General features: G+C 71.9%; 23 protein-coding genes. 12 read left to right on the forward strand and 11 right to left on the reverse strand.

What is annotated here, in order from left to right:
• Nucleotides 1-210: 210 nt before the first annotated feature.
• Nucleotides 211-2,820, forward strand: a complete 2,610-nt coding sequence (locus tag ABZ386_RS39810; protein WP_358968401.1) for an N-acetylmuramoyl-L-alanine amidase — start codon at nucleotides 211-213, stop codon at nucleotides 2,818-2,820.
• A 194-nt stretch (nucleotides 2,821-3,014) separates the two neighbouring features.
• Nucleotides 3,015-4,208 carry an N-acetylmuramoyl-L-alanine amidase gene (locus tag ABZ386_RS39815; protein WP_355719098.1) on the forward strand — a complete coding sequence of 398 codons (1,194 nt, stop codon included), beginning with the start codon at nucleotides 3,015-3,017 and terminating at the stop codon, nucleotides 4,206-4,208.
• Nucleotide 4,209: 1 nt separating this feature from the next.
• Here ABZ386_RS39815 and ABZ386_RS39820 read toward each other — a convergent pair whose 3' ends face one another.
• The 4 genes from ABZ386_RS39820 to ABZ386_RS39835 form a co-directional block, all read right to left on the reverse strand.
• Nucleotides 4,210-4,605 carry a hypothetical protein gene (locus ABZ386_RS39820; RefSeq protein WP_114254903.1) on the reverse strand — a complete coding sequence of 132 codons (396 nt, stop codon included), beginning with the start codon at nucleotides 4,603-4,605 and terminating at the stop codon, nucleotides 4,210-4,212.
• Nucleotides 4,606-4,759: 154 nt separating this feature from the next.
• Nucleotides 4,760-5,314 carry a hypothetical protein gene (locus ABZ386_RS39825; protein ID WP_356618503.1) on the reverse strand — a complete coding sequence of 185 codons (555 nt, stop codon included), beginning with the start codon at nucleotides 5,312-5,314 and terminating at the stop codon, nucleotides 4,760-4,762.
• A gap of 107 nt (nucleotides 5,315-5,421) precedes the next feature.
• On the reverse strand, nucleotides 5,422-5,928 hold the full coding sequence (locus ABZ386_RS39830; protein WP_356501510.1) for a hypothetical protein: 507 nt from the start codon (nucleotides 5,926-5,928) through the stop codon (nucleotides 5,422-5,424).
• Between the two features lie 96 nt (nucleotides 5,929-6,024).
• Complete coding sequence (locus ABZ386_RS39835) at nucleotides 6,025-7,620, reverse strand: glycoside hydrolase family 20 protein (protein WP_355719104.1); 1,596 nt, start codon at nucleotides 7,618-7,620, stop codon at nucleotides 6,025-6,027.
• A gap of 290 nt (nucleotides 7,621-7,910) precedes the next feature.
• Between ABZ386_RS39835 and ABZ386_RS39840 the strand changes: the two genes are divergently transcribed.
• From ABZ386_RS39840 to ABZ386_RS39870, 7 genes are all read left to right on the forward strand, one after another.
• Nucleotides 7,911-8,405: a 2-oxo-4-hydroxy-4-carboxy-5-ureidoimidazoline decarboxylase gene (locus ABZ386_RS39840; protein ID WP_358968367.1), complete on the forward strand. Its 495-nt coding sequence runs from the start codon at nucleotides 7,911-7,913 to the stop codon at nucleotides 8,403-8,405.
• A gap of 191 nt (nucleotides 8,406-8,596) precedes the next feature.
• Nucleotides 8,597-8,977 carry a succinate dehydrogenase, cytochrome b556 subunit gene (gene sdhC / locus ABZ386_RS39845; RefSeq protein WP_010047075.1) on the forward strand — a complete coding sequence of 127 codons (381 nt, stop codon included), beginning with the start codon at nucleotides 8,597-8,599 and terminating at the stop codon, nucleotides 8,975-8,977.
• A gap of 5 nt (nucleotides 8,978-8,982) precedes the next feature.
• The gene (locus tag ABZ386_RS39850) at nucleotides 8,983-9,465 is read left to right on the forward strand and encodes a succinate dehydrogenase hydrophobic membrane anchor subunit (protein WP_114254898.1); all 483 of its coding nucleotides are present in this window, start codon (nucleotides 8,983-8,985) and stop codon (nucleotides 9,463-9,465) included.
• A gap of 19 nt (nucleotides 9,466-9,484) precedes the next feature.
• Nucleotides 9,485-11,239 (forward strand): succinate dehydrogenase flavoprotein subunit, encoded by a 1,755-nt coding sequence (gene sdhA / locus ABZ386_RS39855; RefSeq protein ID WP_114254897.1) that lies wholly within the window; start codon nucleotides 9,485-9,487, stop codon nucleotides 11,237-11,239.
• Complete coding sequence (locus ABZ386_RS39860) at nucleotides 11,239-12,018, forward strand: succinate dehydrogenase iron-sulfur subunit (protein ID WP_031119860.1); 780 nt, start codon at nucleotides 11,239-11,241, stop codon at nucleotides 12,016-12,018. The genes sdhA and ABZ386_RS39860 overlap by 1 nt, the downstream gene beginning before the upstream one ends.
• Before the next feature lie 152 nt (nucleotides 12,019-12,170).
• Nucleotides 12,171-12,791: a Uma2 family endonuclease gene (locus ABZ386_RS39865; protein ID WP_351337255.1), complete on the forward strand. Its 621-nt coding sequence runs from the start codon at nucleotides 12,171-12,173 to the stop codon at nucleotides 12,789-12,791.
• Nucleotides 12,792-12,846: 55 nt separating this feature from the next.
• Nucleotides 12,847-13,590 carry a TetR family transcriptional regulator gene (locus ABZ386_RS39870; RefSeq protein WP_355719083.1) on the forward strand — a complete coding sequence of 248 codons (744 nt, stop codon included), beginning with the start codon at nucleotides 12,847-12,849 and terminating at the stop codon, nucleotides 13,588-13,590.
• Between the two features lie 19 nt (nucleotides 13,591-13,609).
• On the opposite strand, the gene ABZ386_RS39875 is transcribed toward ABZ386_RS39870, so the two are convergent.
• The 3 genes from ABZ386_RS39875 to ABZ386_RS39885 form a co-directional block, all read right to left on the reverse strand.
• Entirely contained in the window at nucleotides 13,610-15,166 is a 1,557-nt protein-coding gene (locus tag ABZ386_RS39875; RefSeq protein ID WP_358968370.1) for an ABC transporter substrate-binding protein, read from the reverse strand.
• 191 nt (nucleotides 15,167-15,357) lie between these two features.
• Nucleotides 15,358-16,866: a metallophosphoesterase gene (locus ABZ386_RS39880; RefSeq protein WP_351337264.1), complete on the reverse strand. Its 1,509-nt coding sequence runs from the start codon at nucleotides 16,864-16,866 to the stop codon at nucleotides 15,358-15,360.
• A gap of 31 nt (nucleotides 16,867-16,897) precedes the next feature.
• Nucleotides 16,898-17,137, reverse strand: coding sequence for a hypothetical protein (locus ABZ386_RS39885; protein WP_355720415.1), 240 nt, complete (start codon nucleotides 17,135-17,137; stop codon nucleotides 16,898-16,900).
• A gap of 91 nt (nucleotides 17,138-17,228) precedes the next feature.
• On the opposite strand from ABZ386_RS39885, the gene ABZ386_RS39890 reads away from it, so the two are divergent.
• Complete coding sequence (locus ABZ386_RS39890) at nucleotides 17,229-18,536, forward strand: D-alanyl-D-alanine carboxypeptidase (RefSeq protein ID WP_343236407.1); 1,308 nt, start codon at nucleotides 17,229-17,231, stop codon at nucleotides 18,534-18,536.
• On the opposite strand, the gene ABZ386_RS39895 is transcribed toward ABZ386_RS39890, so the two are convergent.
• Genes ABZ386_RS39895 through ABZ386_RS39910 form a run of 4 tightly spaced genes read right to left on the reverse strand, consistent with a single transcriptional unit; the run spans nucleotide 18,484 to nucleotide 21,296 of the window.
• Nucleotides 18,484-19,401, reverse strand: coding sequence for a YihY/virulence factor BrkB family protein (locus ABZ386_RS39895; RefSeq protein ID WP_358968374.1), 918 nt, complete (start codon nucleotides 19,399-19,401; stop codon nucleotides 18,484-18,486). The two genes, ABZ386_RS39890 and ABZ386_RS39895, sit on opposite strands and share 53 nt — an antisense overlap.
• Nucleotides 19,389-19,841 (reverse strand): GtrA family protein, encoded by a 453-nt coding sequence (locus tag ABZ386_RS39900; RefSeq protein ID WP_351337273.1) that lies wholly within the window; start codon nucleotides 19,839-19,841, stop codon nucleotides 19,389-19,391. The genes ABZ386_RS39895 and ABZ386_RS39900 overlap by 13 nt, the downstream gene beginning before the upstream one ends.
• Nucleotides 19,838-20,782 carry a decaprenyl-phosphate phosphoribosyltransferase gene (locus ABZ386_RS39905; RefSeq protein ID WP_351337276.1) on the reverse strand — a complete coding sequence of 315 codons (945 nt, stop codon included), beginning with the start codon at nucleotides 20,780-20,782 and terminating at the stop codon, nucleotides 19,838-19,840. The genes ABZ386_RS39900 and ABZ386_RS39905 overlap by 4 nt, the downstream gene beginning before the upstream one ends.
• Nucleotides 20,775-21,296, reverse strand: coding sequence for a phosphatase PAP2 family protein (locus tag ABZ386_RS39910; protein WP_114254887.1), 522 nt, complete (start codon nucleotides 21,294-21,296; stop codon nucleotides 20,775-20,777). Before ABZ386_RS39910 ends, ABZ386_RS39905 begins: the two co-directional genes overlap by 8 nt.
• A 133-nt stretch (nucleotides 21,297-21,429) precedes the next feature.
• On the opposite strand from ABZ386_RS39910, the gene ABZ386_RS39915 reads away from it, so the two are divergent.
• Together ABZ386_RS39915 and ABZ386_RS39920 are read left to right on the forward strand one after the other, a co-directional pair.
• Nucleotides 21,430-22,824: an FAD-binding oxidoreductase gene (locus ABZ386_RS39915; protein WP_358968377.1), complete on the forward strand. Its 1,395-nt coding sequence runs from the start codon at nucleotides 21,430-21,432 to the stop codon at nucleotides 22,822-22,824.
• A gap of 33 nt (nucleotides 22,825-22,857) precedes the next feature.
• Complete coding sequence (locus ABZ386_RS39920; RefSeq protein WP_351337283.1) at nucleotides 22,858-23,613, forward strand: decaprenylphospho-beta-D-erythro-pentofuranosid-2-ulose 2-reductase; 756 nt, start codon at nucleotides 22,858-22,860, stop codon at nucleotides 23,611-23,613.
• The last annotated feature ends 343 nt before the right edge of the window (nucleotides 23,614-23,956 follow it).

The following is a 23,956-nucleotide window of genomic DNA, read 5'->3' on the forward strand; positions in this document are numbered from 1 at the left end:
GACGGCGCCACGACCGTGTGATGTCTGGCCATACCTGTGCGCTGGGTGAATGGCACCTGTGTGACAGCAGGTGCGTATGTGTCCATTTTTAGGGGTGGGGTCTTGAGTCCTCGGAGCACGCGCGCGTACAAACCGCTCAGTCTGAAGAGACGGGCGTGGCTGACGGTCGGTGCCGTCGTGCTGAGCGGAGCGGGGGTCGTCACATACGCGATGGCCGATCCGCCGGGCGGGTCCGGCGGCGCGGCGCAGAGCCGCAAGCCGTCCGTCCACACGGTGCAGCTCAAGGACAGGGGCGCGGGGCGCAAGGGCCTCGCCAAGCAGGGCACGGACCGGTTCAGCGCGGTGCTGGTGACCTGGGACGACCCGGACGCCCGGGTCCGCGGCACCACCGAGGTGCGGACCAGGGACCTGGAGAGCCGGCGCTGGTCCGGCTGGCAGAAGCTGTCGGCCGAGCCGGCCCAGGCCGACGGCGCGGAGGGCGAGCGGGCGGCGCTGCGCGGCGGCACCGAGTCCCTGTGGACCGGCGACGCGGACGGCGTCGAGGTGCGTGTCGTGAACGCGGACGGCACCGAGGCGGGCGGCCAGCCCGCCGGCATGGACGTGAAGCTGCTCGACCCGGGCACCGACCCGGAGGACGGCATCCGGCCCGCGGCGTACGCCGAGGAGACCCCCGCCCCGACGACCGAGCCGACGGCCCCCACCGGGACCACGACCGAAACGGCCACCCCCACCGGCACGGCCACCCCGACCGGGACCGCCACCCCGACCGGCACCCCCGGCGACACGGCATCCCCGTCCGCCTCCACGCCGGCGTCCCCCACCGCGTCGACATCGACGTCCGCCACCCCGTCCCCGACCCCCACGGTCCCCGCCCCCCGCCCCTCCACGGTCGTCAAGCCGCCGATCATCACGCAGGCCGAGTGGGGCGCCTCCACGGACTACGACGGCACACCGGCCTACGGCACCGAGATCAAGGCCGCCGTCGTCCACCACACCGGCATGGACAGCGACAACACCCTGTCCTGCGCCCAGTCCCGCGCCCGGATGCGCTCCATCCAGCAGGAGCACTTCGCCCGCGGCTACTACGACATCGGCTACAACTTCGTCGTCGACCGGTGCGGCCAGATCTTCGAGGGCCGCAGCGGCGGCATGGACCTGCCGGTCACCGGCGCCCACGACGTCGGCTTCAACACCGACACCGTCGGCATCTCGTACATCGGCAACTTCGAGAAGGCCCGGCCGAGTCGCGCCGCGCTCGACGCGATCTCCCGGCTCGTCGCCTGGAAGTTCGGGATGTACGGCATCGACCCGACCGGCAAGGTGACGCTCACCTCCGGCAGCCCGGCAGGCCAGGACGGCAACAAGGTCGGCAAGGGCGTCTCGATCACCCTGCCCCGGGTCTTCGGCCACCGGGACACCAACGCCACCGCCTGCCCGGGCGCGAACCTCTACTCCCGGCTCTCCCGGATCGCCCAGGTCGCCAAGACCCCGGGCATCTCGCACGCCCTGGCCACCTCCGACTACAACCGGGACGGCGTCACCGACCTGGTCGCGGGCACGCCCAAACCCCTGAGCGGCGGCGGCACCGTCACCGTCGTCCCGGGCGGCATCGACGGCCCGGTCACGGCCGCGAAGGTGACGCTCAGCCAGAACAGCACCGGCGTCCCCGGCTCGAACGAGTCCGGTGACGGCTTCGGCACCGCCAGCGCCTGGGGCGACGTCAACGGCGACGGCTACGCCGACCTCGCCATCGGCGCGCCCGGCGAGGACGACACCAGCGGCCACGCCGACCGCGGCTCCGTCACGGTGATGTACGGCCCCGCCCTCGACACCGGCTTCTCCTACACCACGTCAGGGGTCACGTCGACCGGCGCCAGGCTCGGTTCCACGGTCGCCGTCGGCGACTTCGACGGCGACGGCAAGGCGGACGTCTTCTCCGCCGGCACCGGCAAGGGCGGCACCTGGAACGCCCGGCTGACCGGCGGCGCCACCAAGTACGGCACGCTCACCACGGCCACGGGCGCCGTCTCCTACCTCGACGCCGCGACCGGCGACTTCAACCGGGACGGCTACGCGGACATCGCCCTCAACTACCGCGACACCGGCGGCATCGGCCGGGTGGTCCGCTTCGCGGGCTCGGCGACGGGCCTGACCAAGGCCGGAGTGATCTCCGTGAAGGGCGGCCGGTCCCTCGCGGCCGGCGACGTCAACGGCAACGGCTACGACGACATCGTCATCGGTCAGCCGGTCGCCTCCGAGTCCGGCGGAAAGACCGGCGGCCAGATCACCATGGTCCCGGGCACGTCCACCGGCTTCACGACCACCGGCATGACCGTGATCCACCAGGACACGGCGTACGTGCCGGGCGGCAACGAGTCCGGGGACGCCCTCGGCACCTCCGTCGCGGTCGGCGACTACAACGCCGACGGCTACGCGGACGCCCTCGCGGGCGCCCCGGGCGAGGACCTCACCCGGGACGGCGCCAACCGCGCCAACGCGGGCAACGCGATCCTCGTCAAGGGCTCCGCGTCCGGCCTGACCGGCTCCGGCTCGGTCGGCATATCGCAGGACACCTCCGGCATCCCGGGCTCCACGGAGACCGACGACCGCTTCGGCTCGTCCGTGTCGCTGACCGACCTGTCCGGCTACGGCCGGACGGACCTCACCTTCGGCGCGGACGGCGAGGACGGGGGCGACGGCATCCTGCTGCATCTGCCGAGCAACAGCACCGGCCTCGGTTACGCCGACTCCGTCATCTTCAGCAAGACCACGCTGGGCACGCCGACGGACGCCCACCTGGGCCAGACGCTGACGCCGTGACAGGCCGTCAGCCCGGTTGAGGACAGGGGCCCCGCGCACGGCGCGGGGCCCCTGTCTCTCAGGGGTTCTTTCAGCGGCGGAGCCGTCCTCCGTTCGCCGGATTTCTCCGGGCGGGCGAGCGGACGGCCCCGGAGGGCGGGAAGGACGATCACGACATCACGCCGCCCCGCAAGAGGACCGGAAACGAGCACCGAATGACACGCCTTCTGCTGCGCACCGCCGTCGCCACGGCCCTGGCCCTCGGCGCCCTGGGCCCGGCCGGACCGGCCCTGGCCTCCTCCTCGGACGGGGTGCACACCGTCCGGGTGCCGGGCGGCGATCCGCACGAGCGGTCCCTCGCGCCGCGCACCACCGAGCCGTTCAGCATGGTCGGCATCACCTGGGACGACCCGGACGCGGCCCTCGACGGCACCGCGCAGGTGCGCACCCGCTCCCGCGAGAGCGGCGAGTGGAGCCCGTGGCACGCCCTGGACACCGACGTGCGGACGCCCGAGACGGGACCCGACCGCGACGGCGCCTCGGTGCGCGGCGGCACCCAGCCGCTGTGGGCCGGGCCCTCGGACGGCGTCCAGGTACGCGTCTCGGGCGCACGGCTGCCCGCCGGGCTGCGCGTCGAACTGGTCGACCCCGAGGGCGGGGCGGACGCCGTGCACACCGCGGTCGTCGAACCGGACGTCGTGGAGCCGGGCGTCGTCGGCCCGGCCGCCGGAGCGCCCTCGGCCGAGCGCCCCGCCGTGACGCCGCGCTCCGCCTGGGGCGCCGACGAGTCCCTGGTGAAGGACCCGCCCTCCTACACCTCCGACACCCAGGCGGTGTTCGTCCACCACACGGCGGGCACCAACGACTACACCTGCGAGGAGTCCGCGTCGGTCGTGCGCGGCGTGTTCCTCTACCACGTGCGGAGCAACGGCTGGAACGACATCGGCTACCACTTCCTCGTCGACAAGTGCGGCACCGTCTTCGAGGGCCGCGCGGGCGGCATCGACAAGCCCGTCCTCGGCGCGCACACCTACGGCTTCAACGCCGCCACCAGCAGCGTCTCGGTGCTCGGCGACTACACCACGGCGACCACGAACACCGCGGTCCGCGAGTCGGTCGCCAAGGTCGCCGCCTGGAAGCTCGGCCTGTACGGCCTCGACCCGACCGGGACGACGGTGCTGACCGCCGGTGCCGACAACGGCAAGTACAAGCTGGGCCAGAAGGTCACGCTGCACCGCGTCTCCGGGCACCGCGACGGCTACCCGACCGCCTGCCCCGGCCAGCACCTCTACGACGACCTGCCCGAGATCCGCGCCCTCGCCGGGAACGCGGGCAAGCCCACCGAGCCCGCTCCTCAGACGGCCCCGGAGCCGGCCGGGCCCGGGACGGAGGGCGTGCTCGGGCGCTGAACTACCGCCGGGGCGCGGAGTTCGCCGCGTCCCGGCACAGCAGCCGCAGCGATCCGTGCCCCGCGTAAGCGCGGCGGGCCTCGTCGATCGGGTCCCACAGGCGCCCGTCGGGGGTGCGGATCCAGTGGTCGCCGCCGCTCGCCCACCACTCGGCGCCGGTCTGACGCGCCATCACCTCACCGGCGTAGGCGCCGAATCCGCGCAGCACCTCCCGCACGGCCGCGTAGGGCGCTCCTTCGCGTCGTATCCCCTCGATCATCCGGTCGATGCTCCACAGACTCTGCGCCGAGTAGTCGAGGCGCAGCCGTGCCCCCTCGCGCATCGTCGCCACCGTGTCCGCCGCCCATCGCAGCGGCTTCGCCGCAGCCGACGGCCTGGTCTCCGCTTGAGTCGTCACATCCCGAAGAGCGCCGTGCCGCGGGCTTTCGTCACGCGGAATCGGGGGCTTCCCGCAACCGGCGCAGGACCGCCCCACCTCGCTCAAGGGACGGTCACAGGACTCTTCCAGAAACAGGGGTTTGGGCCGGTCAGAGGTGCCGGTGGCCCCGTTTTCAGCCCTGTTGCCTGATTCGTCGCGACACCACCGCGCGCAGCACCCGCCGCCCCTCCGTCGACACCTCCAGCGCCCGGCGCAGCCCGGCCTGGCCGTGCCCGGCCAGGACCTCCAGCACGACGATCTGGCGGCGCAGTTCCGCGGCGACGAGCGGCGACATGCCCTCCGTACGGCCCTCGCGGCGTGCGGCGACGGACGAGGCCTCGTCCCCGGCGGTGTCGAGGAGGCGGTGGATCTGCAGGGAGGCGACGGAGCAGGCGTCGGCCCACACCCGCACCTCGGCGGCGGCCCGCCCGGCGGGGGCGGCCTCCAGCATCCGGTGGGCGAGCAGGACCGCCTCGTCCTCGGCGCCCGGGACGTCCAGTTTCCCGCGCGCCTGCTCCAGACGCTCGCCCCACTCCTCGGCGCCGGCGCCGTCGGTGAGGCTCGCCCACAGGGGGCGCAGGATCTCGTCGTCGCCGCCCAGCAGGGGCACACACCGATCCAAACAAGCCAGCCCGCTCGCGGCCAGCCCGCGTTCATCGGCCTGTGCGATCAACTCCACCAGGCTCATCCACGCCTCCCTCTGCGGGCCTTCTCCGGGGCCCTGCCAGGCCGCTCCCGCCCTCGCCCCTCACGGAAGCCGCACTTCCCCTTACTGCGTGCGACGGCCCCGGAGTGTCACAGGGGCACCACGCCCAGCCTGTCGAGGAAGCGGAACAACAGGTTTTCGGCCAGGGGATCGGGGTCTGACGTCAGTACGTCCACAAGCGCGCCGGCGTTCACCTCGTGCCCGGCCTCGGCGGCCCAGCGGACGGCGCGCTCGGCGGCGTCGCCGGGTTCCAGGAAGTAGTCCTCCAGCGTGAGGCCCTCCCGGTCGGCCCCGAGGTACCCGGCCATGGCGGCCCGTCCGAGGCAGGTCGTCCAGGCCCCGCTCTCCGGCCCGGCGGCCTCCAGCACCACGCACGCGCTGTCCATGACGTACCCGAAGAGCGCGGGCGCCCCGGTCTCCCGGGCGAGGACGTTCATGTTCCCGACATCGCCGTCACCGCTCGGGTACTCCCACAACTGCCACCCGCCCGGCGCCGAGCCGCGCCGCGTCAGACCGTCACCGGCCTGCGCCAGCGCGTCCAGCTCGGCGAGCGGCCGTTCCCCCCGGCCCACGACGAAGTAACCCCAGTAGCCCATGTCCCGGTTCCCCCCGGCATATTCGATTCGGCTCCGGTCAGAAGACCACCACAGCCGTACGGGAGTTCGCAGGCGTATGGGCCAATGCGCGCCGGGTCAGGCGAGCCTGTCCGCCAGTGCCCGGAACTCCGCCCAGGACAGCTCGGGCCGGTCGGGGTCCCACAGCTTCTGCGCGGTCGCCCGCAGCGGCATCCGGATCCCGGCCGCCACCTGGTCCTGCGTCTGGGCGTTCGGGCGGTCGCCCCAGACGGCGAAGGAGCCGCCGAGGATCTGCCCGTCATAGCGCTCCGGCACGGCCTCGGTGCCGCGCAGCACCCGCGGTGTCCACTGCTCGTAGATCCGCTGCCCCGTCGGGTAGACGAAGGTCTGCGGCTCGCCGAGCACGTAGTACAGGAACTCGTCGTTGTAGTTGATCACCTTGCGGCCGGCGCTCAGGTACTCCGCGGGCTGCCGGGCGCCGATCTCCTTGCCCGTCCAGTAGGCCACCTGGATGTCCTCGGCGGCCTCGACGGACGTGCCGCGGAAGAAGCCGTCGTTCCACGCGCGCGGGGTGCGCTGGTGCTTGCGGACGGTGGCGGCCCGGTCGTTGAGCCAGCCGGTGGTGAGGTCGGCGACCGTCGCGCCGGAGCCGTACTGCTCCCGGGCGGCCGCGGCCAGCTGCGGGAACGACGCCTCGGGGTTCGAGCGGGTCAGCGCCTGGTACTCGTCGCCGCCGAGGTGCCAGGGCCCGCCGGGGAAGAGGTCCGCGTACTCGTTCAGCAGGTCGTCGACGATGTCGGCGCTCTCGCTCTTGGAGATGTCGATGGCGCCCTGCACCGCCGACCCCTGCGCGCTGCGCAGCTGGAGGTCGGGATGGGCGTCGAGGACCGCGCCGAGGTGCCCGGGCGAGTCGATCTCGGGCACGACGGTGATGTGCCGGCTCCTGGCGAGGTCGACGATCCTGCGCACCTGCGCCTTGGTCAGGTGCTGCTCGGACACCACCTCCGGATGCGAGGACGACTCGATCCGGAACCCCTGGTCGTCGGAGAAGTGCAGCCCCAGCTGGTTGAACTTCAGATCGCCCAGCTCCCGGATCCGGTCCTCGATCCAGCCGGCCGTGAAGGGCTTGCGCGCGATGTCCAGCATGAACCCGCGCTGCGCCTTGGCCGGCTCGTCCCGCACCACGCCCTCGGGCGCCGTCCCGCCGTCGTGGGCCTCCTGCTTGAGCGTGCGGGTGCCGTAGAAGACCCCGGCCTCGGCGGGCCCGCTGATCTCCACCCGCCCGTCGCGCACGGTCATCACGTACGACTCGGGGTTCGCGCCCTCGTCGTCGTTCAGGCTCAGCCGTAGGTCCCCGGCCCGCTTGTCGCTCTTCTCGCCCTGGTACGACAGCCCCAGCTCACCGGCGATCAGCCGTCCCTCGTCGGCCAGCGCCGGGTCGTCCACGACCACGCGGTGGCCCTTCTCGGGGCGCCAGCCCGGGCCGCGCGCCGGCGTGTGGTCGCGCACGGCGGGGATGGTGCGGGGCGCCTCGGACAGGGGGTACGAGCGGGTCGGACCGGGCTCGGGGCTCGGCCCGCCGGTGGTGGGCGCGGCCGCGGCCCCGCCCCGGGAGGCTCTGGCCTCCGGCCCGGTGGCACCGCCCTCACCGCCCGAGGCCGCCCAGAGCCCGAGACTCACCCCGGCCGCGACCACGACCAGGGCTACCGCCATGGCCACGACCAGCACCTGCCGCTGCTTTCCCTGCTTCGCCGGAACCCGGCGCCTGTGCTGACTCACCACGCCAACCTAAAACCCGACGCGCCTCGGCGCGCGTCCACCACGCGTGCCGAAACTCTCTCTCCCGGGTGAAATTCGGGCATCCGTCGGACACGTCACGGTCGAACTCGATAGCGTGAGGTCACATCTCTCACAACTTGCCCTGCCGACACACGTGACGCCCACGAGGACCCACGCTGCCTGCGCACCGTCTCCCAGATCTCCCCGGCCGACTCGCCATACCGGTGGAGCACTTCAACGCAGCCTCCGCCGAGGATCTGGAGCAGACCCTCCTCACCTGCCTCCGCAGCCCGCGCTGGGCCGGGCGTGTCGCGGAGCACCGCCCCTACCCGGACCTCGGCTCCCTGCTCGCCGCCGCCGACGAGGCGGCCTACGACCTGACCTGGGCCGATCTGACCGAGGCCCTGGCCGCCGAGCCCCTCCCCACACTCCCGCCGGGCACCTACTCCGCGGCCCACACGGCCCTGAGCGCGGCCCACGCCGCCTACGAGGCCCGCTTCGGACACGTGTTCGTCATCTGCCTGGACGGCGTGGCCCCGGACGAGACCCTCGACCGCATCCTGGAAGCCATCCGGTCACGATTGACCAACGATCCGGAAGAGGAACGAGTGGTCGTGGCGGAGGAGCTGCGGTGCCTGGCAAGGGAACGGCTGGTAGACGCCCTCAGGGGCGCGGGGAACTGCGCGATCAACCACAACGAACCCGCAGCCGGCCAATAACAGAACACCCCACCCCATAAGCCGCAAAGCTAGCCCGTACGCATGCCAGTTTGATCACACAGCCAGACCCCCGCTCAGCCCGGCGGCAGCGCCTCGCTACGATGCTGGGGGCCGGTGGACCGTACCCGGCCGGGCCCGACCGACACACCAAGCCGGCGCGGCCCCAATCCCCGCTCCCGGAGGAAACTTCCGTGCCGGCTGGAACGCTGTACCGCGGCCGGGAAGGAATGTGGTCCTGGGTGGCTCACCGAGTCACCGGCGTCCTCATTTTCTTCTTCCTGTTCGTTCACGTGCTGGACACCGCCCTCGTGCGGGTGTCCCCTGAGGCCTACGACAACGTCGTGGCCACGTACAAGACGCCGATCGTCGCGCTGCTGGAGTACGGCCTCGTCGCCGCCATCCTCTTCCACGCGCTCAACGGTCTGCGCGTCATCGCCGTCGACTTCTGGATCAAGGGCGCCCGTTACCAGAAGCAGATGCTCTGGACGGTCGTCGCCCTGTGGGTCGTGCTGATGCTCGGGGCGATCTACCCCGTCCTCGGCCACGCCGCTCGTGAACTCTTCGGGAGCTGACGCCAATGTCCACGACTGAGAAGTCCGCCGCCGGCGTCGGCCCCGTCGAGGGCGGCGCCGTCTACACCGTCGACAACCCGGCCCCCTTCATCGAGGCCCCGCGCAAGCGCACCAAGAAGACCCCGAAGACCACCCGGGGCAACTTCGAGCTGGCCGCCTGGCTCTTCATGCGCCTGTCCGGCGTCGTGCTGGTCGTGCTGGTCATCGGCCACCTGCTGATCCAGCTCGTGCTGGACGGCGGCGTCTCCAAGGTCGGCTTCGCCTTCGTGGCGGGCCGCTGGGCGAGCCCCTTCTGGCAGGTCTGGGACCTCCTCATGCTCTGGCTCGCGATGCTGCACGGCGCCAACGGCCTGCGCACGGTCATCAACGACTACGCGGAGCGCGCGAACACCCGGCTGTGGCTCAAGGGCCTGCTCTACACGGCCACGGTGTTCACCATCCTGCTGGGCACGCTGGTGATCTTCACCTTCGACCCGAACATCCGCTAGGCACGGGGCTGCGAGAATCATGAAGATCCACAAGTACGACACCGTCATCGTCGGCGCCGGTGGCGCGGGCATGCGCGCGGCCATCGAGTCCACCAAGCGCAGCCGCACGGCCGTCCTGACCAAGCTCTACCCGACCCGCTCCCACACGGGCGCCGCGCAGGGCGGCATGGCCGCCGCGCTGGCCAATGTGGAGGAGGACAACTGGGAGTGGCACACCTTCGACACGGTCAAGGGCGGTGACTACCTGGTCGACCAGGACGCCGCCGAGATCCTGGCGAAGGAGGCCATCGACTCCGTCCTCGACCTGGAGAAGATGGGCCTGCCGTTCAACCGCACCCCGAACGGCACCATCGACCAGCGCCGCTTCGGCGGTCACAGCCGCAACCACGGCGAGGCCCCGGTCCGCCGCTCCTGCTACGCGGCCGACCGCACCGGCCACATGATCCTCCAGACGCTGTACCAGAACTGCGTCAAGGAAGGCGTGGAGTTCTACAACGAGTTCTACGTCCTGGACCAGCTGATCACCGAGGTCGACGGCGTCAAGAAGTCGGCCGGTGTGGTGGCGTACGAGCTGGCCACGGGCGAGATCCACGTCTTCCACGCGAAGTCCGTGATCTACGCCTCCGGCGGTTGCGGCAAGTTCTTCAAGGTGACGTCCAACGCGCACACGCTGACCGGTGACGGCCAGGCGGCCGTGTACCGGCGGGGCATCCCGCTGGAGGACATGGAGTTCTTCCAGTTCCACCCGACCGGCATCTGGCGCATGGGCATCCTGCTGACGGAGGGCGCCCGCGGTGAGGGCGGCATCCTCCGCAACAAGGACGGCGAGCGCTTCATGGAGAAGTACGCGCCGGTCATGAAGGACCTGGCGTCCCGTGACGTCGTGTCCCGCTCCATCTACACGGAGATCCGGGAAGGCCGCGGCTGCGGCCCCGAGGGCGACCACGTCTACCTCGACCTCACGCACCTCCCGCCGGAGCAGCTGGACGCGAAGCTCCCGGACATCACCGAGTTCGCCCGTACGTACCTGGGTATCGAGCCCTACACGGACCCGATCCCGATCCAGCCCACCGCGCACTACGCCATGGGCGGCATCCCGACCAACGTCGAGGGTGAGGTCCTGGCGGACAACACCACGGTCGTCCCGGGCCTGTACGCGGCCGGCGAGGTCGCCTGCGTGTCGGTGCACGGCGCCAACCGCCTCGGCACCAACTCGCTGCTGGACATCAACGTCTTCGGCAAGCGGGCCGGTATCGCGGCGGCGGAGTACGCGCAGAAGGCGGACTTCGTCGAGCTGCCCGAGAACCCGGCGGAGCTCGTGCTGGAGCAGGTGGAGCGGCTGCGCAACTCCACCGGTTCCGAGCGGGTGTCGGTCCTGCGCCGCGAGCTGCAGGAGACCATGGACGCCAACGTCATGGTGTTCCGCACCGAGCAGACCATCAAGACGGCGGTCGAGAAGATCGCGGAGCTGCGCGAGCGCTACAAGAACGTGGCGATCCAGGACAAGGGCAAGCGGTTCAACACGGACCTGCTGGAGGCCATCGAGCTGGGCAACCTGCTCGACCTCGCCGAGGTCATGGCCGTCTCCGCGCTGGCCCGCAAGGAGTCCCGCGGCGGTCACTACCGCGAGGACTACCCGAACCGCGACGACGTCAACTTCATGCGGCACACCATGGCGTACCGCGAGGTCGGCGCCGACGGCTCCGAAACCGTCCGTCTCGACTACAAGCCGGTCGTCCAGACCCGCTACCAGCCGATGGAGCGTAAGTACTGATGGCTACCCCTGTTCTGGACAAGGAAGACGCGGCCGGCAAGCCCGAGCCCGGTTTCGCCGACTCCCCCTACATCACGGTCACCTTCCGGGTCCGCCGCTTCAACCCGGAGGTCGCGGCGGACGCCACCTGGGAGGACTTCCAGGTCGAGATCGACCCGAAGGAGCGCGTCCTCGACGCCCTCCACAAGATCAAGTGGGAGCTGGACGGCACGCTGACGTTCCGCCGCTCCTGCGCGCACGGCATCTGCGGCTCGGACGCCATGCGGATCAACGGCAAGAACCGCCTGGCCTGCAAGACGCTGATCAAGGACATCAGCCCCGAGAAGCCGATCACGGTCGAGCCCATCAAGGGCCTCACGGTCCTGAAGGACCTCGTGGTCGACATGGAGCCGTTCTTCCAGGCGTACCGGGACGTCATGCCCTTCCTCATCACGAAGGACACGAACGAGCCCACGCGTGAGCGGCTGCAGTCCGCCGAGGACCGCGAGCGCTTCGACGACACCACGAAGTGCATCCTCTGCGCGGCCTGCACCACGTCGTGCCCGGTCTTCTGGAACGACGGCCAGTACTTCGGCCCGGCCGCCATCGTCAACGCGCACCGCTTCATCTTCGACTCGCGTGACGAGGCCGGCGAGCAGCGCCTGGAGATCCTCAACGACCGCGACGGCGTGTGGCGCTGCCGCACGACCTTCAACTGCACGGACGCGTGCCCGCGCGGCATCGAGGTCACGAAGGCGATCGCCGAGGTGAAGAGGGCGCTGATCACGCGCCGCTACTGAGGCCGCCCGCTGGCTGATGAGGGCCCTGTTTCCACTGGAGGCAGGGCCCTCTGGCATATGCCACACCATCGGGTGAGCGTGGCTGCGAAGGTCCCACGGGTGTCGTCCGGCCTACGATGATGGTCTCGACACCAGCCCCCAGGAGGCACCTGATGTCCGCAGCTTCCGTCGAGCAGCCCTTCCACGACGAAGAGCCGGTCACCCTGACGACCATCGCCGACGAGATCATGGAGCGCCATCCGGGCTACCGCGTCGAGATCATCGGAGGTCATCTCCTCGTGACCCCGTCCCCGGATGCTCCCCATGCCCGTGCCCTCACCGGCCTCATGATCCCGTTCATCGCCGCGGGCCTGCATGGCGGCGAAACCGAGGTGCTCCAGAACGTCGGGCTCTGGCTCCCCACCGGCGCCGAGGACTACGCCATCCCCGACCTCGTGGTGGTGGACGCCGACATCGACGACCACCTCGTCGAGAACAACGCCTACGACCCGGCCTGCTTCCGTCTCGTCCTGGAGGTCACCTCCGGGAACTGGAAGGACGACCTCAAGACCAAGGTCGCCGCCTACGCCGAGGCCAAGGTGCCCGTCTACGTCATCGTCGACCGCAAGCACCAGCGCCTGCACGTGCTGACGGACCCGGCCGGAGACGAATACGGCAGCCACCGTGTCCACGCCCCCGGTGAGACCGTCTCGCTGCCCGACACGATCGGTGCCAAGGTGAGCGTCGACGTCGCCGAGATCCTGGACGCCGGGAACAAGCGGAAGAGCGACTGACCGGCAGCAGCGCCCCCCGCCGGGCGCCCGGGCGCTGACGTTAGGCTCTCTTCCCGTGCCCGCGAAGAACGACGGCCCCGATGACGGCGCCCTTCCGACCAAGTCCGAGCAGACCCGCGCGCTGATCCTGGAGACGGCCATGCGGCTGTTCCAGGAGCGCGGCTACGACAAGACGACGATGCGGGCCATCGCCAAGGAGGCCGGGGTCTCCGTCGGGAACGCCTACTACTACTTCGCGGGCAAGGAGCACCTGATCCAGGGCTTCTACGACCGGATCGCCGCCGAGCACCAGGTGGCGGTCCGGGAGATCCTGGAGCGGGAGACCGAGCTGGAGGCGCGTCTCGCGGGTGTGCTGCGGGCGTGGCTGGATATCGCCGCGCCCTACCACGAGTTCGCGGTGCAGTTCTTCAAGAACGCCGCCGATCCGGACAGCCCGCTCAGCCCCTTCTCGCCGGAGTCGGAGCACGCCCGCGAGGAGGCCATCAGCGTGCACCGGGCGGTGCTGGCCGGGGCGACCAGGTCCAAGGTGCCCGAGGAACTGCGGGACATCCTGCCCGAGTTGATGTGGCTGTCCCAGATGGGCCTCTGCCTGTACTGGATCTTCGACCGGACCGAGGGGCGGGAGCGCAGCTACCGGCTCGCCGAGCGCGGGGCCCGGCTCACCGCGCGGGGCGTCGCCCTGGCCCGCTTCCGGGTGCTGCGGCCACTCGTGCGCGAGGTGCACGAGCTGTTCACGGACTTCCTGCCGGGGATGACCCGGGCGATCCCGGACCCGGCCGCGCGGCGCGGCGACACCTAGACCCGGCGCCGGCTCACCGTCAGAGTCCGTTGAGGCTCCAGAGGCGGAACACGCCCGTGCCGTCCGAGAGGTACTGGCCGCCGCCGATGTCCTCGGTGGTGACGACGTACTCCTTCGCCTGCCACAGCGGCAGCACCGGCACGTCCTGCGCGACGGTCTGCTGCACCTCCCGGAAGTCCTGGTCGGCCTCGCTGCGGTCGGCGTAGCGGCGGCTGTCGGTGATGAGCCGGTCGACGGTCTTGCTGCTGTATCCGGTGTTCATGGTGCTGCCCGTGCCGACGAGCGCGGCGCCGAAGGTGTCCGGGTCGGGGAAGTCGGCGACCCAGCCGACGGCGTACGCGTCGAGCTTGCCGCTCGCCCACTGCTTCTGGAAGTCGGTCCATTCGTAGCCCTTGAGGGTGACCTTGAACAGGCCGCTCGCCTCCAGCTCCCGCTTGATCTCGGCGGCCTCCTGCTCACCGGCGCCGCGGCCCTCGGCGTAGCCGTAGGTGAAGCGGACCGGCAGGGTCACGCCGGCTTCGGTGAGGAGCTGCCGCGCCTTCTTCGGGTCCTGCTTCGGGTAGTCGTCGAAGAACGAGGCGGTGTGCCCGGTGAGGCCCGTCGGGATCAGGGAGTACAGCGGGTCGACGGTGCCGTCGTACACGATGGCGGCCAGTTGTTCGCGGTCGATGAGCCAGGCCATGGCCTGCCGGACCTTCGGGTCGTGCAGGGGCTTGCCCCTACGGGTGTTGAAGTACAGGTTCCGGGTCTCGGAGCCGTCCGCCTCGAAGACGCGCTGCGTGGGATCGCTGGGGTTCAGATCGGCGAGCACCTGCGGCGGCAGCTGGTCGGTCGCGACCTCGACCTGCTTGTCCTTCCAGGCGGTGTCCAGGGCCTCGGGGCTGGCGTAGTAGCGCAGTTCCACGCTCCGGCCCGCGCCTCCCTTGACGGCGCCCTGGTAGTGCCGGTTGGGCGCGAGGACCGCCTTCTTGTCCCTGGTGTACGAGGTGAGGGTGTAGGGGCCGGTGCCGTCGACGGCGTCGCCGGAGCGCAGCTTGTCGGCCGGGTACACGGTGCGGTCGACGATCGAGCCCGCGCCGGTGGCCACCTTGAACGGGAACGTGGCGTCGGGCGAGGACAGGTGGAAGGTGACGGTCAGCCCGTCGGCGTCCACGGAACTCAGGGTGCCGAGCAGGGACGCCGGCCCGACCGGGGACTTGATCTTGAGGATCCGGTCGAAGGAGTACCGCACGTCCTCGGCGGTCATCTTCCGGCCGCTCGGGAAGGTGAGGCCCGAGCGCAGTTCGCAGCGGTACGTGGTCAGGTCGCTGCTCGTGAAGGAGCAGCTCTTGGCCGCGTCCGGCACGGGTGCGGTGCCGCCCGGCGCGAAGGTCAGCAGCGACTGGAAGACGTTGCTGAACAGCGCCCAGGAGCCCGCGTCGTAGGCCCCGGCCGGGTCGAGTGAGGTGACGGCGTCCGTCGTGCCGACCGTGATGGTGCGGCCGTCGCCCTTGGACGGCAGGAACTGCCAGGCGCCCACGCCCGCGGCGGCCAGGACCAGCAGCCCCGCGAGTATCCGTATGCGAATCGATCGCATCGGCTGTGCCCTCCCTGGGCCTCACCGGGCCCTCGGGCCCTTGTGCATATGCGCGTATGCCACACCAGTTCGTGGCGGGCTCACCCAATCACAGGAGTTTGACCAGGGGGAAGGGAGATCTGATGAGTTGGGAAAGAACTTACCGATGGGCGTTTCGGTCCAGTTTCACAGCTCCCTCATGAGGTGCGCGGTCAGGCCTGCCTGGACGCCAGCTCGATCAGCGTGACGTCCGACGGGGCGCCGACCCGGGTGGGCGGGCCCCAGGCGCCCGCGCCGCGGGAGACGTAGAGCTGGGTGTCGCCGTAGCGTTCCAGGCCCGCGACGGTCGGGTTGGCGGCGGCTGCGAGGAGGTTGCCGGGCCAGAGCTGGCCGCCGTGGGTGTGGCCGGAGAGCTGGAGGTCGACGCCGTGCTCGACGGCGTCGTGGATCTGGACGGGCTGGTGGGCGAGGAGCACGCAGGCGCGGGCGGTGTCCCGGTCGCCGAGGGCCCGGGCGTAGTCGGGGCCCTGGCCCTCCTCCTCGCCCGCGACGTCGTTGACTCCGGCCAGGTCGAAGTACGGCATCTCCCTGCGGGCGTTCTCCAGGGGGGTCAGGCCGAGGCGCCGGACCTCCTCGACCCACTGTTCGGCGCCGGAGAAGTACTCGTGGTTGCCGGTGACGAAGTAGGAGCCGTGACGGGCCTTCAGCTGGGCCAGGGGTGCGGCCGCGGGGCCGAGGTCCTTGACGCTCCCGTCCACCAGGTCGCCGACGACCGCGATCAGGTCGGGCTGGGTCGCGTTGATCGTGTCGACGACCTTCTGGGCGAAGCCGCGGCCCAGGACCGGGCCGAGGTGGACGTCGCTGACCACGGCGATCCGGTACCCGTGCGCGGCGCGCGGCAGCTTGGCCAGCGGCACGGTGACCCGCTTCACCTTCGGCCCGCGCAGCACGCCGTACGTCCCGTACCCCACGGTCCCGACAGCGGCAGCCGCGGCGGCCCCGGCGACGACCCGCGAGACGAAGAGACGGCGGGAGGGGGCGGCGGGGGCGGGCGTGGGGGGCTCGGGCGTGACGGGCTCGGGCGCGGTGGTGGTGAGCGGCTGGCGTGCGGCGTCGGCGGTGAGGTCGGCCTGCGGGTGGTGGGCGGTGGCTGGGGAGCCGGGGTCGGCGGAGCCGGGGTCGGCCTGCGAGGCGGCTGCCGTGACGGACGCGGCCGCTGCGACGCCGCCGCCGTCCGCCGGCGGCTCGGCCGTCGTCACACCGGCGGCCACCGCGGACACGGGCGTCCCGGCGGCGCTGCCGCCCCGGGGGGTGGCCGCCGCCCTCTCCTCCCCATCGAGCCCCGAGTCCGATTCCGAGCCCGGGCACGGGCCCGGGCCCGTTCCCGTCCCGGTTCTCGCCCGCCGTTCCAGGAACCACCGCAGCAGCGGTCGTACGGCCTCGCCCGCCAGCACCCCGAGGAACAGGTAGATCGACAGGGCCAGCCACAGGAAGCCCGGCCAGGCCAGGGCCTGCTGGAGTCCGAACGGGGCGCCCGTGCGCTCGGCGACGAGGGCCGTGATCGCGAGGGTCCAGCCGCCGGCGACCAGCACGGCGCCCAGGCGGCGGGTGAGCCCGGGCCCTCGCGTCGTGTCGCGGAACAGGCGGCGCCACACATACCAGTTGGCCGTCACGAGGACGGCCAGGACGAGCAGTGCGACGAGTACGAAGACGATGGCCACGGTGTCGTGTCTCCCGATTGCCCTGATGACGTTATGACGTCCGGCGCAGTGCGCGCAGACCACGCAACCCGATGGCCCCGATGGCCGTCCCCAATACGAAGGAAACGACGGCGAGCAGCAGGTGCACCCAGAAGTAGGCCGTGGGACGACCGTCGTCGAAGGCGAGCCCGCTGCTGTCCTTGACAAGGTTCTTGACGAAAGTGATCCAGATGACCCAGCTCCACACCCCGAAGGCGAGCAGGAACCAGGAGACGGGGCGGCTGAGCTTCATGAGTCCAGTATCGCCAGCGCCTGTCCGGTTCCGTTCGCGGGGTGGGGCCGGAGGCGGGACTTCCGTGCGTACGGCATGTACGTTTCCGACCGTGCCCGCTCCGAAGAAGACCGCCAGGCGATCCCTGCTGGTCACCTCCGCCGTCCTGTCGTCCCTCGCCCTGGCCGCGCCCGCCGCCGTCGCCGCCCCGAGCCCGTCGCCGAGCCCCTCGGGCAGCCCGTCGGCCACTCCCCCGGCGTCGATGTCGACCGTCGGCGGCGCCCGGCTCGGGCAGCCGGGCACGCAGGTGAACCTGGCGAGCGGCGTGCCGGTGCTGCCGAAGGACCTGAGCGCCCGGTCCTGGATCGTCGCCGACGCGGAGTCCGGTGACGTGCTGGCCGCGCACAACGCGCACTGGCGCCTCGCTCCGGCGAGCACGCTGAAGATGCTGTTCGCGGACACGCTGCTGCCCAAGTTCCCGAGCACCGCGAAGCACAAGGTCGCGCCCTCCGACCTGGCCGGTATCGGCGCGGGCTCCAGCATGGTCGGGATAAAGGAGGACGAGACCTACACGGTCCACGACCTGTGGCTGGGTGTCTTCCTGCGCTCCGGCAACGACGCCGTGCACGTGCTGTCCGCGATGAACAAGGGCGTCGCGAACACCGTCAAGGAGATGAACGAGCACGCCGAGGAGCTGCAGGCCCTCGACACGCACGTCGTCAGCCCGGACGGCTACGACGCCGAGGGGCAGGTCTCCTCCGCGTACGACCTGACGCTGATCGCCCGCTCCGGGATGCAGAAGAAGGACTTCCGCGAGTACGCCTCGACGGTCACCGCGAAGTTCCCCGGCGAGACGAAGAAGGACAAGAAGGGCAAGACGGTCCGCAAGTCCTTCGAGATCCAGAACACCAACCGGCTGCTGGCCGGGGACTCGGACGTCCCCGTCTACCAGGGCATCGCCGGCGTCAAGAACGGCAACACCACCAACGCGGGCGCCACCTTCACCGGCGTCGCCGAGCGGAACGGCAAGGTGCTGCTGGTCACGGTCATGAACCCGGAGAAGGCCGAGCACAACGAGGTCTACAAGGAGACCGCCCGGCTGTTCGACTGGGGCTTCAAGGCGGCCGGGAAGGTGCAGCCGGTGGGCGAGCTGGTGCCGCCGAAGAGCGCCGCGCAGGCCAGTGCGCAGCCCGGCGCGAACTCCTCCGGCGAGGCCGGCGGCTCCGGCGACGGCGGCAGCGGCACGGCCGGGACCGGCGCCAAGCCGGTGGCCAGCGCCCCGGCCGCGGACGGCTCCAGCGGCATCGGGGTCGCGCTCGGCATCACCGGGGGTGTGCTGGTGCTGCTCGCGGGCGGCGCGTTCCTGGTCAACCGTCGCTGGCCGCTGCCGGATCTGGTGCGCCGCCGGACTCGCCCGTAAGGGCCGGGAGTTCGTCCCGCTTGCTCTGCGTCGCCGTCCAGGAGGCGCAGAACAGCACCAGCTTCGAGGTGAAGTTGATCCACAGCAGCAACGCCACGGGCACGCCGAACGCGCCGTACATGCTCTTCGCGGCCACGCCCTGGAGGTAGCCGCTGAGCAGCAGCTTCAGCAGTTCGAAGCCGACCGCGCCGGTCAGCGCCGCCACGAACAGGCGGTGGCGGGTCGGCTCGACGCCGGGCAGCAGCGTCAGCACGTAGAGCAGCAGCAGGAAGTCGGCGAGGACGGCGACCAGGAACGCGGCGACGTGCAGCAGGGCCCCGCTCCAGCCGCCCTCGTCGATGCCGAGCTGGCGGGTGATCCAGCCGATCATCGCGGAGGCGACGGCGGAGGCGGCGATGGTGACGAGGAGCGCGCCGCCGAGGCCGATCAGGACGCCCGCGTCCTTGGCGTAGCGCAGGACGGGGTTCTCCTCCTCGTCGGGCAGCTCCCACACCGCGCGCAGGCACTCGCGCATGGAGCCGGCCCAGCTGATGCCGGTGAACAGCAGCACCGCGCCCGCGATCAACCCGACCGTGCCGGCGTTGTCCACCAGTCCGGCGATGTCCAGCTGGTCGGAGATGCCGGGCACCTGCTCGGCGATCTTGTCCTGCAGCGCGTTCTGCTGCTCCGTGCTGAGCGTGGCGGCGGCGATGGTGGCGGCCACGGTCAGCAGCGGGAACAGCGCGACGAAACTGGTGAAGGTCATCGCGGCGGCCAGCCGCGTCCACTTCACGCGGTCCAGCCGCTCGTACGACCGCCACGCGTGGGTGATCATCAGCCGCTCCGCCCACGGTCCGACCACCGGGAGCCTTTTCAGCCAGTCCATGATCCGACTCTGCCCTCCGCCCGGAACACCCATGTACGGGTACCCCAGAACCGCAGGACTGTGGCCAGCGCCATGCCGACGACCGCGCCGGAGACGGTGTCGGCGCGCTGGGAGGTGAGCCCGAGGCCGTAGTGGCTGACGGCGAGGCAGAGCAGCTGGACGGCGGCCCCGGCGAGGTTCACCGCGAAGAACACGGCGAACGGGCGCAGGCCCCGGACCCGCGCGGTCCGGTAGGGGCCGAGGGCGTTGCCCGCGTAGGCGACCGCGCAGGCGGCCACGAAGGAGAGGGCCTTGGCGGTGAGCGGGTCGAGCGCGGCGGGGCCGCGCAGGTACGTGAAGAGGGCCAGGTCCACGGCGTAGGCGAGGAGACCGGCGGCGGCGAAGCCCAGCACCTCGCGACGGCCGGGGGCCGCGGGGCCCGGCCACGCGCGCGTGGTCACCAGTTGGCCACCGCCAGGCCGTACATCGCCAGCCACGCCAGGCCGATGAGGGCGAGCGCCCGGTCGCGCAGGACGACGTCCTCGGGTTCGCCGGCGGTGCCGCGGTCGGCGAACACGGCGTACCTGAGGATCGCGAGGATGAAGGCGACCATGGACAGCTGCCGCCAGGGCAGCACGCTGGTGTGCGGGACGCCGCCCTCCTCCATGGCCCACAGGCAGTAGCCGAGGACGGCGACACCGGCCGCCAGCTGCCAGACGAAGCGGAGGTAGCCGGTGGTGTACTCGGTGAGCAACGCGCGCGTGGCGCCCGCCTTTCCGGCCATCTGCACGGCCTCCGAGTAGCGCTTGGCCGACACCATGAACAGCGCGCCGAACCCGGTCGTGATCAGGAACCAGCGCGACAGCGGGATGCCGAGGGCGAGTCCGCCGACCATGGCCCGCATCAGGAAGCCGGTGGTGACGACGGCCAGGTCGACGACGAGGACGTGCTTGAGGCTGACGCAGTACGCCAGTTGCATGCCGAGGTAGGCGGTCAGCAGGGCGGCGACGGCCGGGCCGCACAGCCAGGCCGCGGCGAACGGCGCGAGGACGCCGAGGGCGCCGCCGACGGCGTAGGCGACGGGCACGGGCACCTGTCCGGCGGCGACCGGGCGGTGCCGTTTGACGGGGTGGGCGCGGTCGGCGTCGGCGTCGCGGGCGTCGTTGACGAGGTAGACGGCGGCGGCGCAGGCGGTGAAGAGGACGAAGACGAGGGCGAGTCGGGTCAGGGCGTACCGGGAGAAGAGTTCGCCCGCGGCGGCCGGGGCGGCGACCACGAGGACGTTCTTGACCCACTGTCTGGGGCGCGCGGTCCGGACGAGACCGGCCAGGAGACCGCCCCTGCGGGAGGGCGCGGACGGCTGCTCGGGGGCGCGCTGCCGCAGGACGGCCGTCTCACTCATGGTGGGCGCCTCCCTTCACCCAGCGGGCGCCCAGGCGGGCCGTGAGGGCGCCGAGCGCGGCACCGGCCGCGACGTCCGAGGGGTAGTGGACGCCGACAACGAGGCGGGAGACGCACACGGCGGCGGCGAGCGGCGGGACCGCGCGCGCCCCTAGGGCACCGAAGGCCACGGCGGCGGCCGCGGCGGAGGTGGCGTGGGAGCTGGGGAAGGAGTGCCGGCCGGCGGTGCGCACCAGGGGTTCGACGTGCGCGGGGCGCGGGCGGCGCACGACCCGTTTCACCCCCATGCTGACGAGGTGCGCCCCGGCGGTGAGGGCCGTGCCGCGCAGCCAGGCGCCGCGTCTTCTGCCGTCGACGGCGGCTCCGGCGAGGCCCGCCGCCAGCCACAGCGCCGCGTGCTCCCCCGCCCAGGACAGGGCGCGTGCGGCCCCGGCCACGCGCGGGTCGGTGCCGCACGCCCTGAGCGCCGAAACGATCCGGTGGTCCATGTCGTGCAGGTCGTCGAGGTCGTCCATGTGGACTCACTGTTCACGCCCACCTGGCCCGAACTCCGGCAATATTGAGCGACATCCCATTAATCACCCGTTTCGGGGAGGGATGCCATGTTCTCGAACTAATAGCTCACACCAGGGCGATACGGTCACCGACATGTCTGCCGACACCGATTCCGCCCCCGATCAGGCCCCGGACATCACGGGCTTGGACCACACCACCGTCACCGGCTGGGGCCGCACCGCCCCCACCGCCGCCCGGCTGATCCGCCCGCGGACGTACGAGGAGGCCGCGGCGGCCGTCCGGGAGTGCGGGGCCCGCGGCGGGATCCCCCGGGGCCTGGGACGGGCGTACGGGGACGCCGCGCAGAACGCGGGCGGGGCCGTGCTCGACATGACGGGCCTGGACCGCGTCCACGCGATCGACGCCGACGGCGGCACCGTGCTGTGCGACGCGGGCGTCTCCCTGCACCGGCTGATGGAGGTGCTGCTGCCGCTCGGCTGGTTCGTGCCGGTCACCCCCGGCACGCGCTACGTCACCGTCGGCGGGGCGATCGGCGCCGACATCCACGGCAAGAACCACCACGTCTCCGGCTCCTTCGCCCGGCACGTGCTCGCCCTCGAACTGCTCACCGCCGACGGCGAGATCCGCACGGTGATCCCCGGCACGCCCCTGTTCGACGCCACCGCGGGCGGCATGGGCCTGACCGGGGTGATCCTCACCGCGACGATCCGGCTCCAGCCGGTGGAGACCTCGCTGATGTCGGTCGACACCGAACGGGCGGCCGACCTCGACGACCTGATGGCCCGGCTGGCCGCCACCGACCACCGCTACCGCTACTCGGTCGCCTGGATCGACCTGCTGGCCCGGGGCGCGGCGACCGGCCGGGCGGTCCTCACCCGCGGCGACCACGCGCCCCTGGACGCGCTCCCCGCCCGCCTGCGCCGCGACGCGCTCTCCTTCCGCACGTCCCGCCTCCCGTCCGCCCCCGCCGTCCTCCCCGAGGGCCTGCTCAGCCGCACCACCGTGGGCCTGTTCAACGAGCTCTGGTACCGCAAGGCCCCCCGCGCCCGGGCCGGCCAACTCCAGCGGATCTCCGCCTTCTTCCACCCCCTGGACGGCGTGCCCCACTGGAACCGCGTGTACGGCCGCGGCGGTTTCGTGCAGTACCAGTTCGTCGTCGGCTACGGCCAGGAGGACGCCCTGCGCCGCATCGTGCGCCGCATCTCCGAACGCCGCTGCCCGTCCTTCCTCGCCGTCCTCAAGCGCTTCGGGGAGTCCGACCCGGGCTGGCTGTCCTTCCCCGTGCCCGGCTGGACGCTGGCCCTGGACATCCCGGCGGGGCTGCCCGGCCTCGGCGCGTTCCTCGACGAACTCGACGAGGAGGTCGCCGCCGCGGGCGGCCGCGTCTACCTCGCCAAGGACGCCCGGCTGCGCCCGGAACTGCTCGCGGCGATGTACCCCTGCCTCGACGACTTCCGCACCCTGCGCGCCGAACTGGACCCGCACGGTGTCTTCGTGTCCGACCTGTCCCGCCGCCTCGGTCTCTAGGCACCGGAAACCAGGCAACCCCTAGGAGCTGTCATGAAGGACGCCTTCGGCCTCCCCCAGTCCCTGCTCGTCCTCGGTGGTACGTCCGAGATCGCGCTGGCCACCGCCCGCCGGCTGATCGCCCGCCGCACCCGCACGGTCTGGCTGGCGGGCCGTCCCTCACCCGCGCTGGAGGAGGCCGCCGGGCAGCTGCGCGGACTCGGCGCCGACGTGCACACCGTCGCCTTCGACGCGCTCGACCCCGCCGCCCACGAGGCCGTGCTCGGCAAGATCTTCGCCGAGGGCGACATCGACATGGTGCTGCTCGCCTTCGGGCTGCTCGGTGACCAGGCCCGTGACGAACGGGAGCCGGAGGCGGCGGTGCGGGTCGCGCAGACCAACTACACGGGCGCGGTCTCGGCGGGCCTGGTGTGCGCCCGCGCCCTGCAGTCCCAGGGGCACGGCTCGCTGGTCGTGCTGTCGTCCGTCGCGGGCGAGCGGGCCCGCCGCGCCAACTTCATCTACGGCTCCAGCAAGGCCGGCCTGGACGCCTTCGCGCAGGGCCTGGGCGACGCGCTGCACGGCACGGGCGTGCACGTCATGGTCGTACGCCCCGGCTTCGTACGCACCCGCATGACCGCCGGCCTCCCCGAGACCCCCCTCGCGACCACGCCCGAGGCGGTCGCCACGGCCGTGGAACTGGGGCTGCGCCGCCGCTCGGAGACCGTGTGGGTACCGGGCACCCTGCGGGTGGTGATGTCGGCACTGCGGCATCTGCCACGAGGGGTGTTCCGGCGGCTGCCGATCTGAGCCGGGGCCGTTTTCCGGCGGGGGCTGCGATCTGAGCCGGGGCGTGTCCCGGCGGCTGTCGTCCGGCCCGGCAGAGTGTCCAGCGGTTGCCGTCTGGCCCCGGGGTGCTGTGGCCCGGCGGTTGCCTTCGCGCCCCGGGCGCCGTCTCCCGGCGGATGCCGTCTGACCCCCGGGGCGGGCCCCCGGCGACCGCGGCAGGGCCCGGCAGAGTACCCGGCGGCTGTCGTCCGGCCCGGCTGAGTGTCCGGCGGTTGCCGTCTGGCCCCGGGGTGCTGTGGCCCGGCGGTTGCCTTCGCGCCCCGGGCGCCGTCTCCCGGCGGATGCCGTCTGACCCCCGGGGCGG

This window comes from Streptomyces sp. NPDC006140 (assembly GCF_040628815.1).
Lineage (GTDB): Bacteria > Actinomycetota > Actinomycetes > Streptomycetales > Streptomycetaceae > Streptomyces.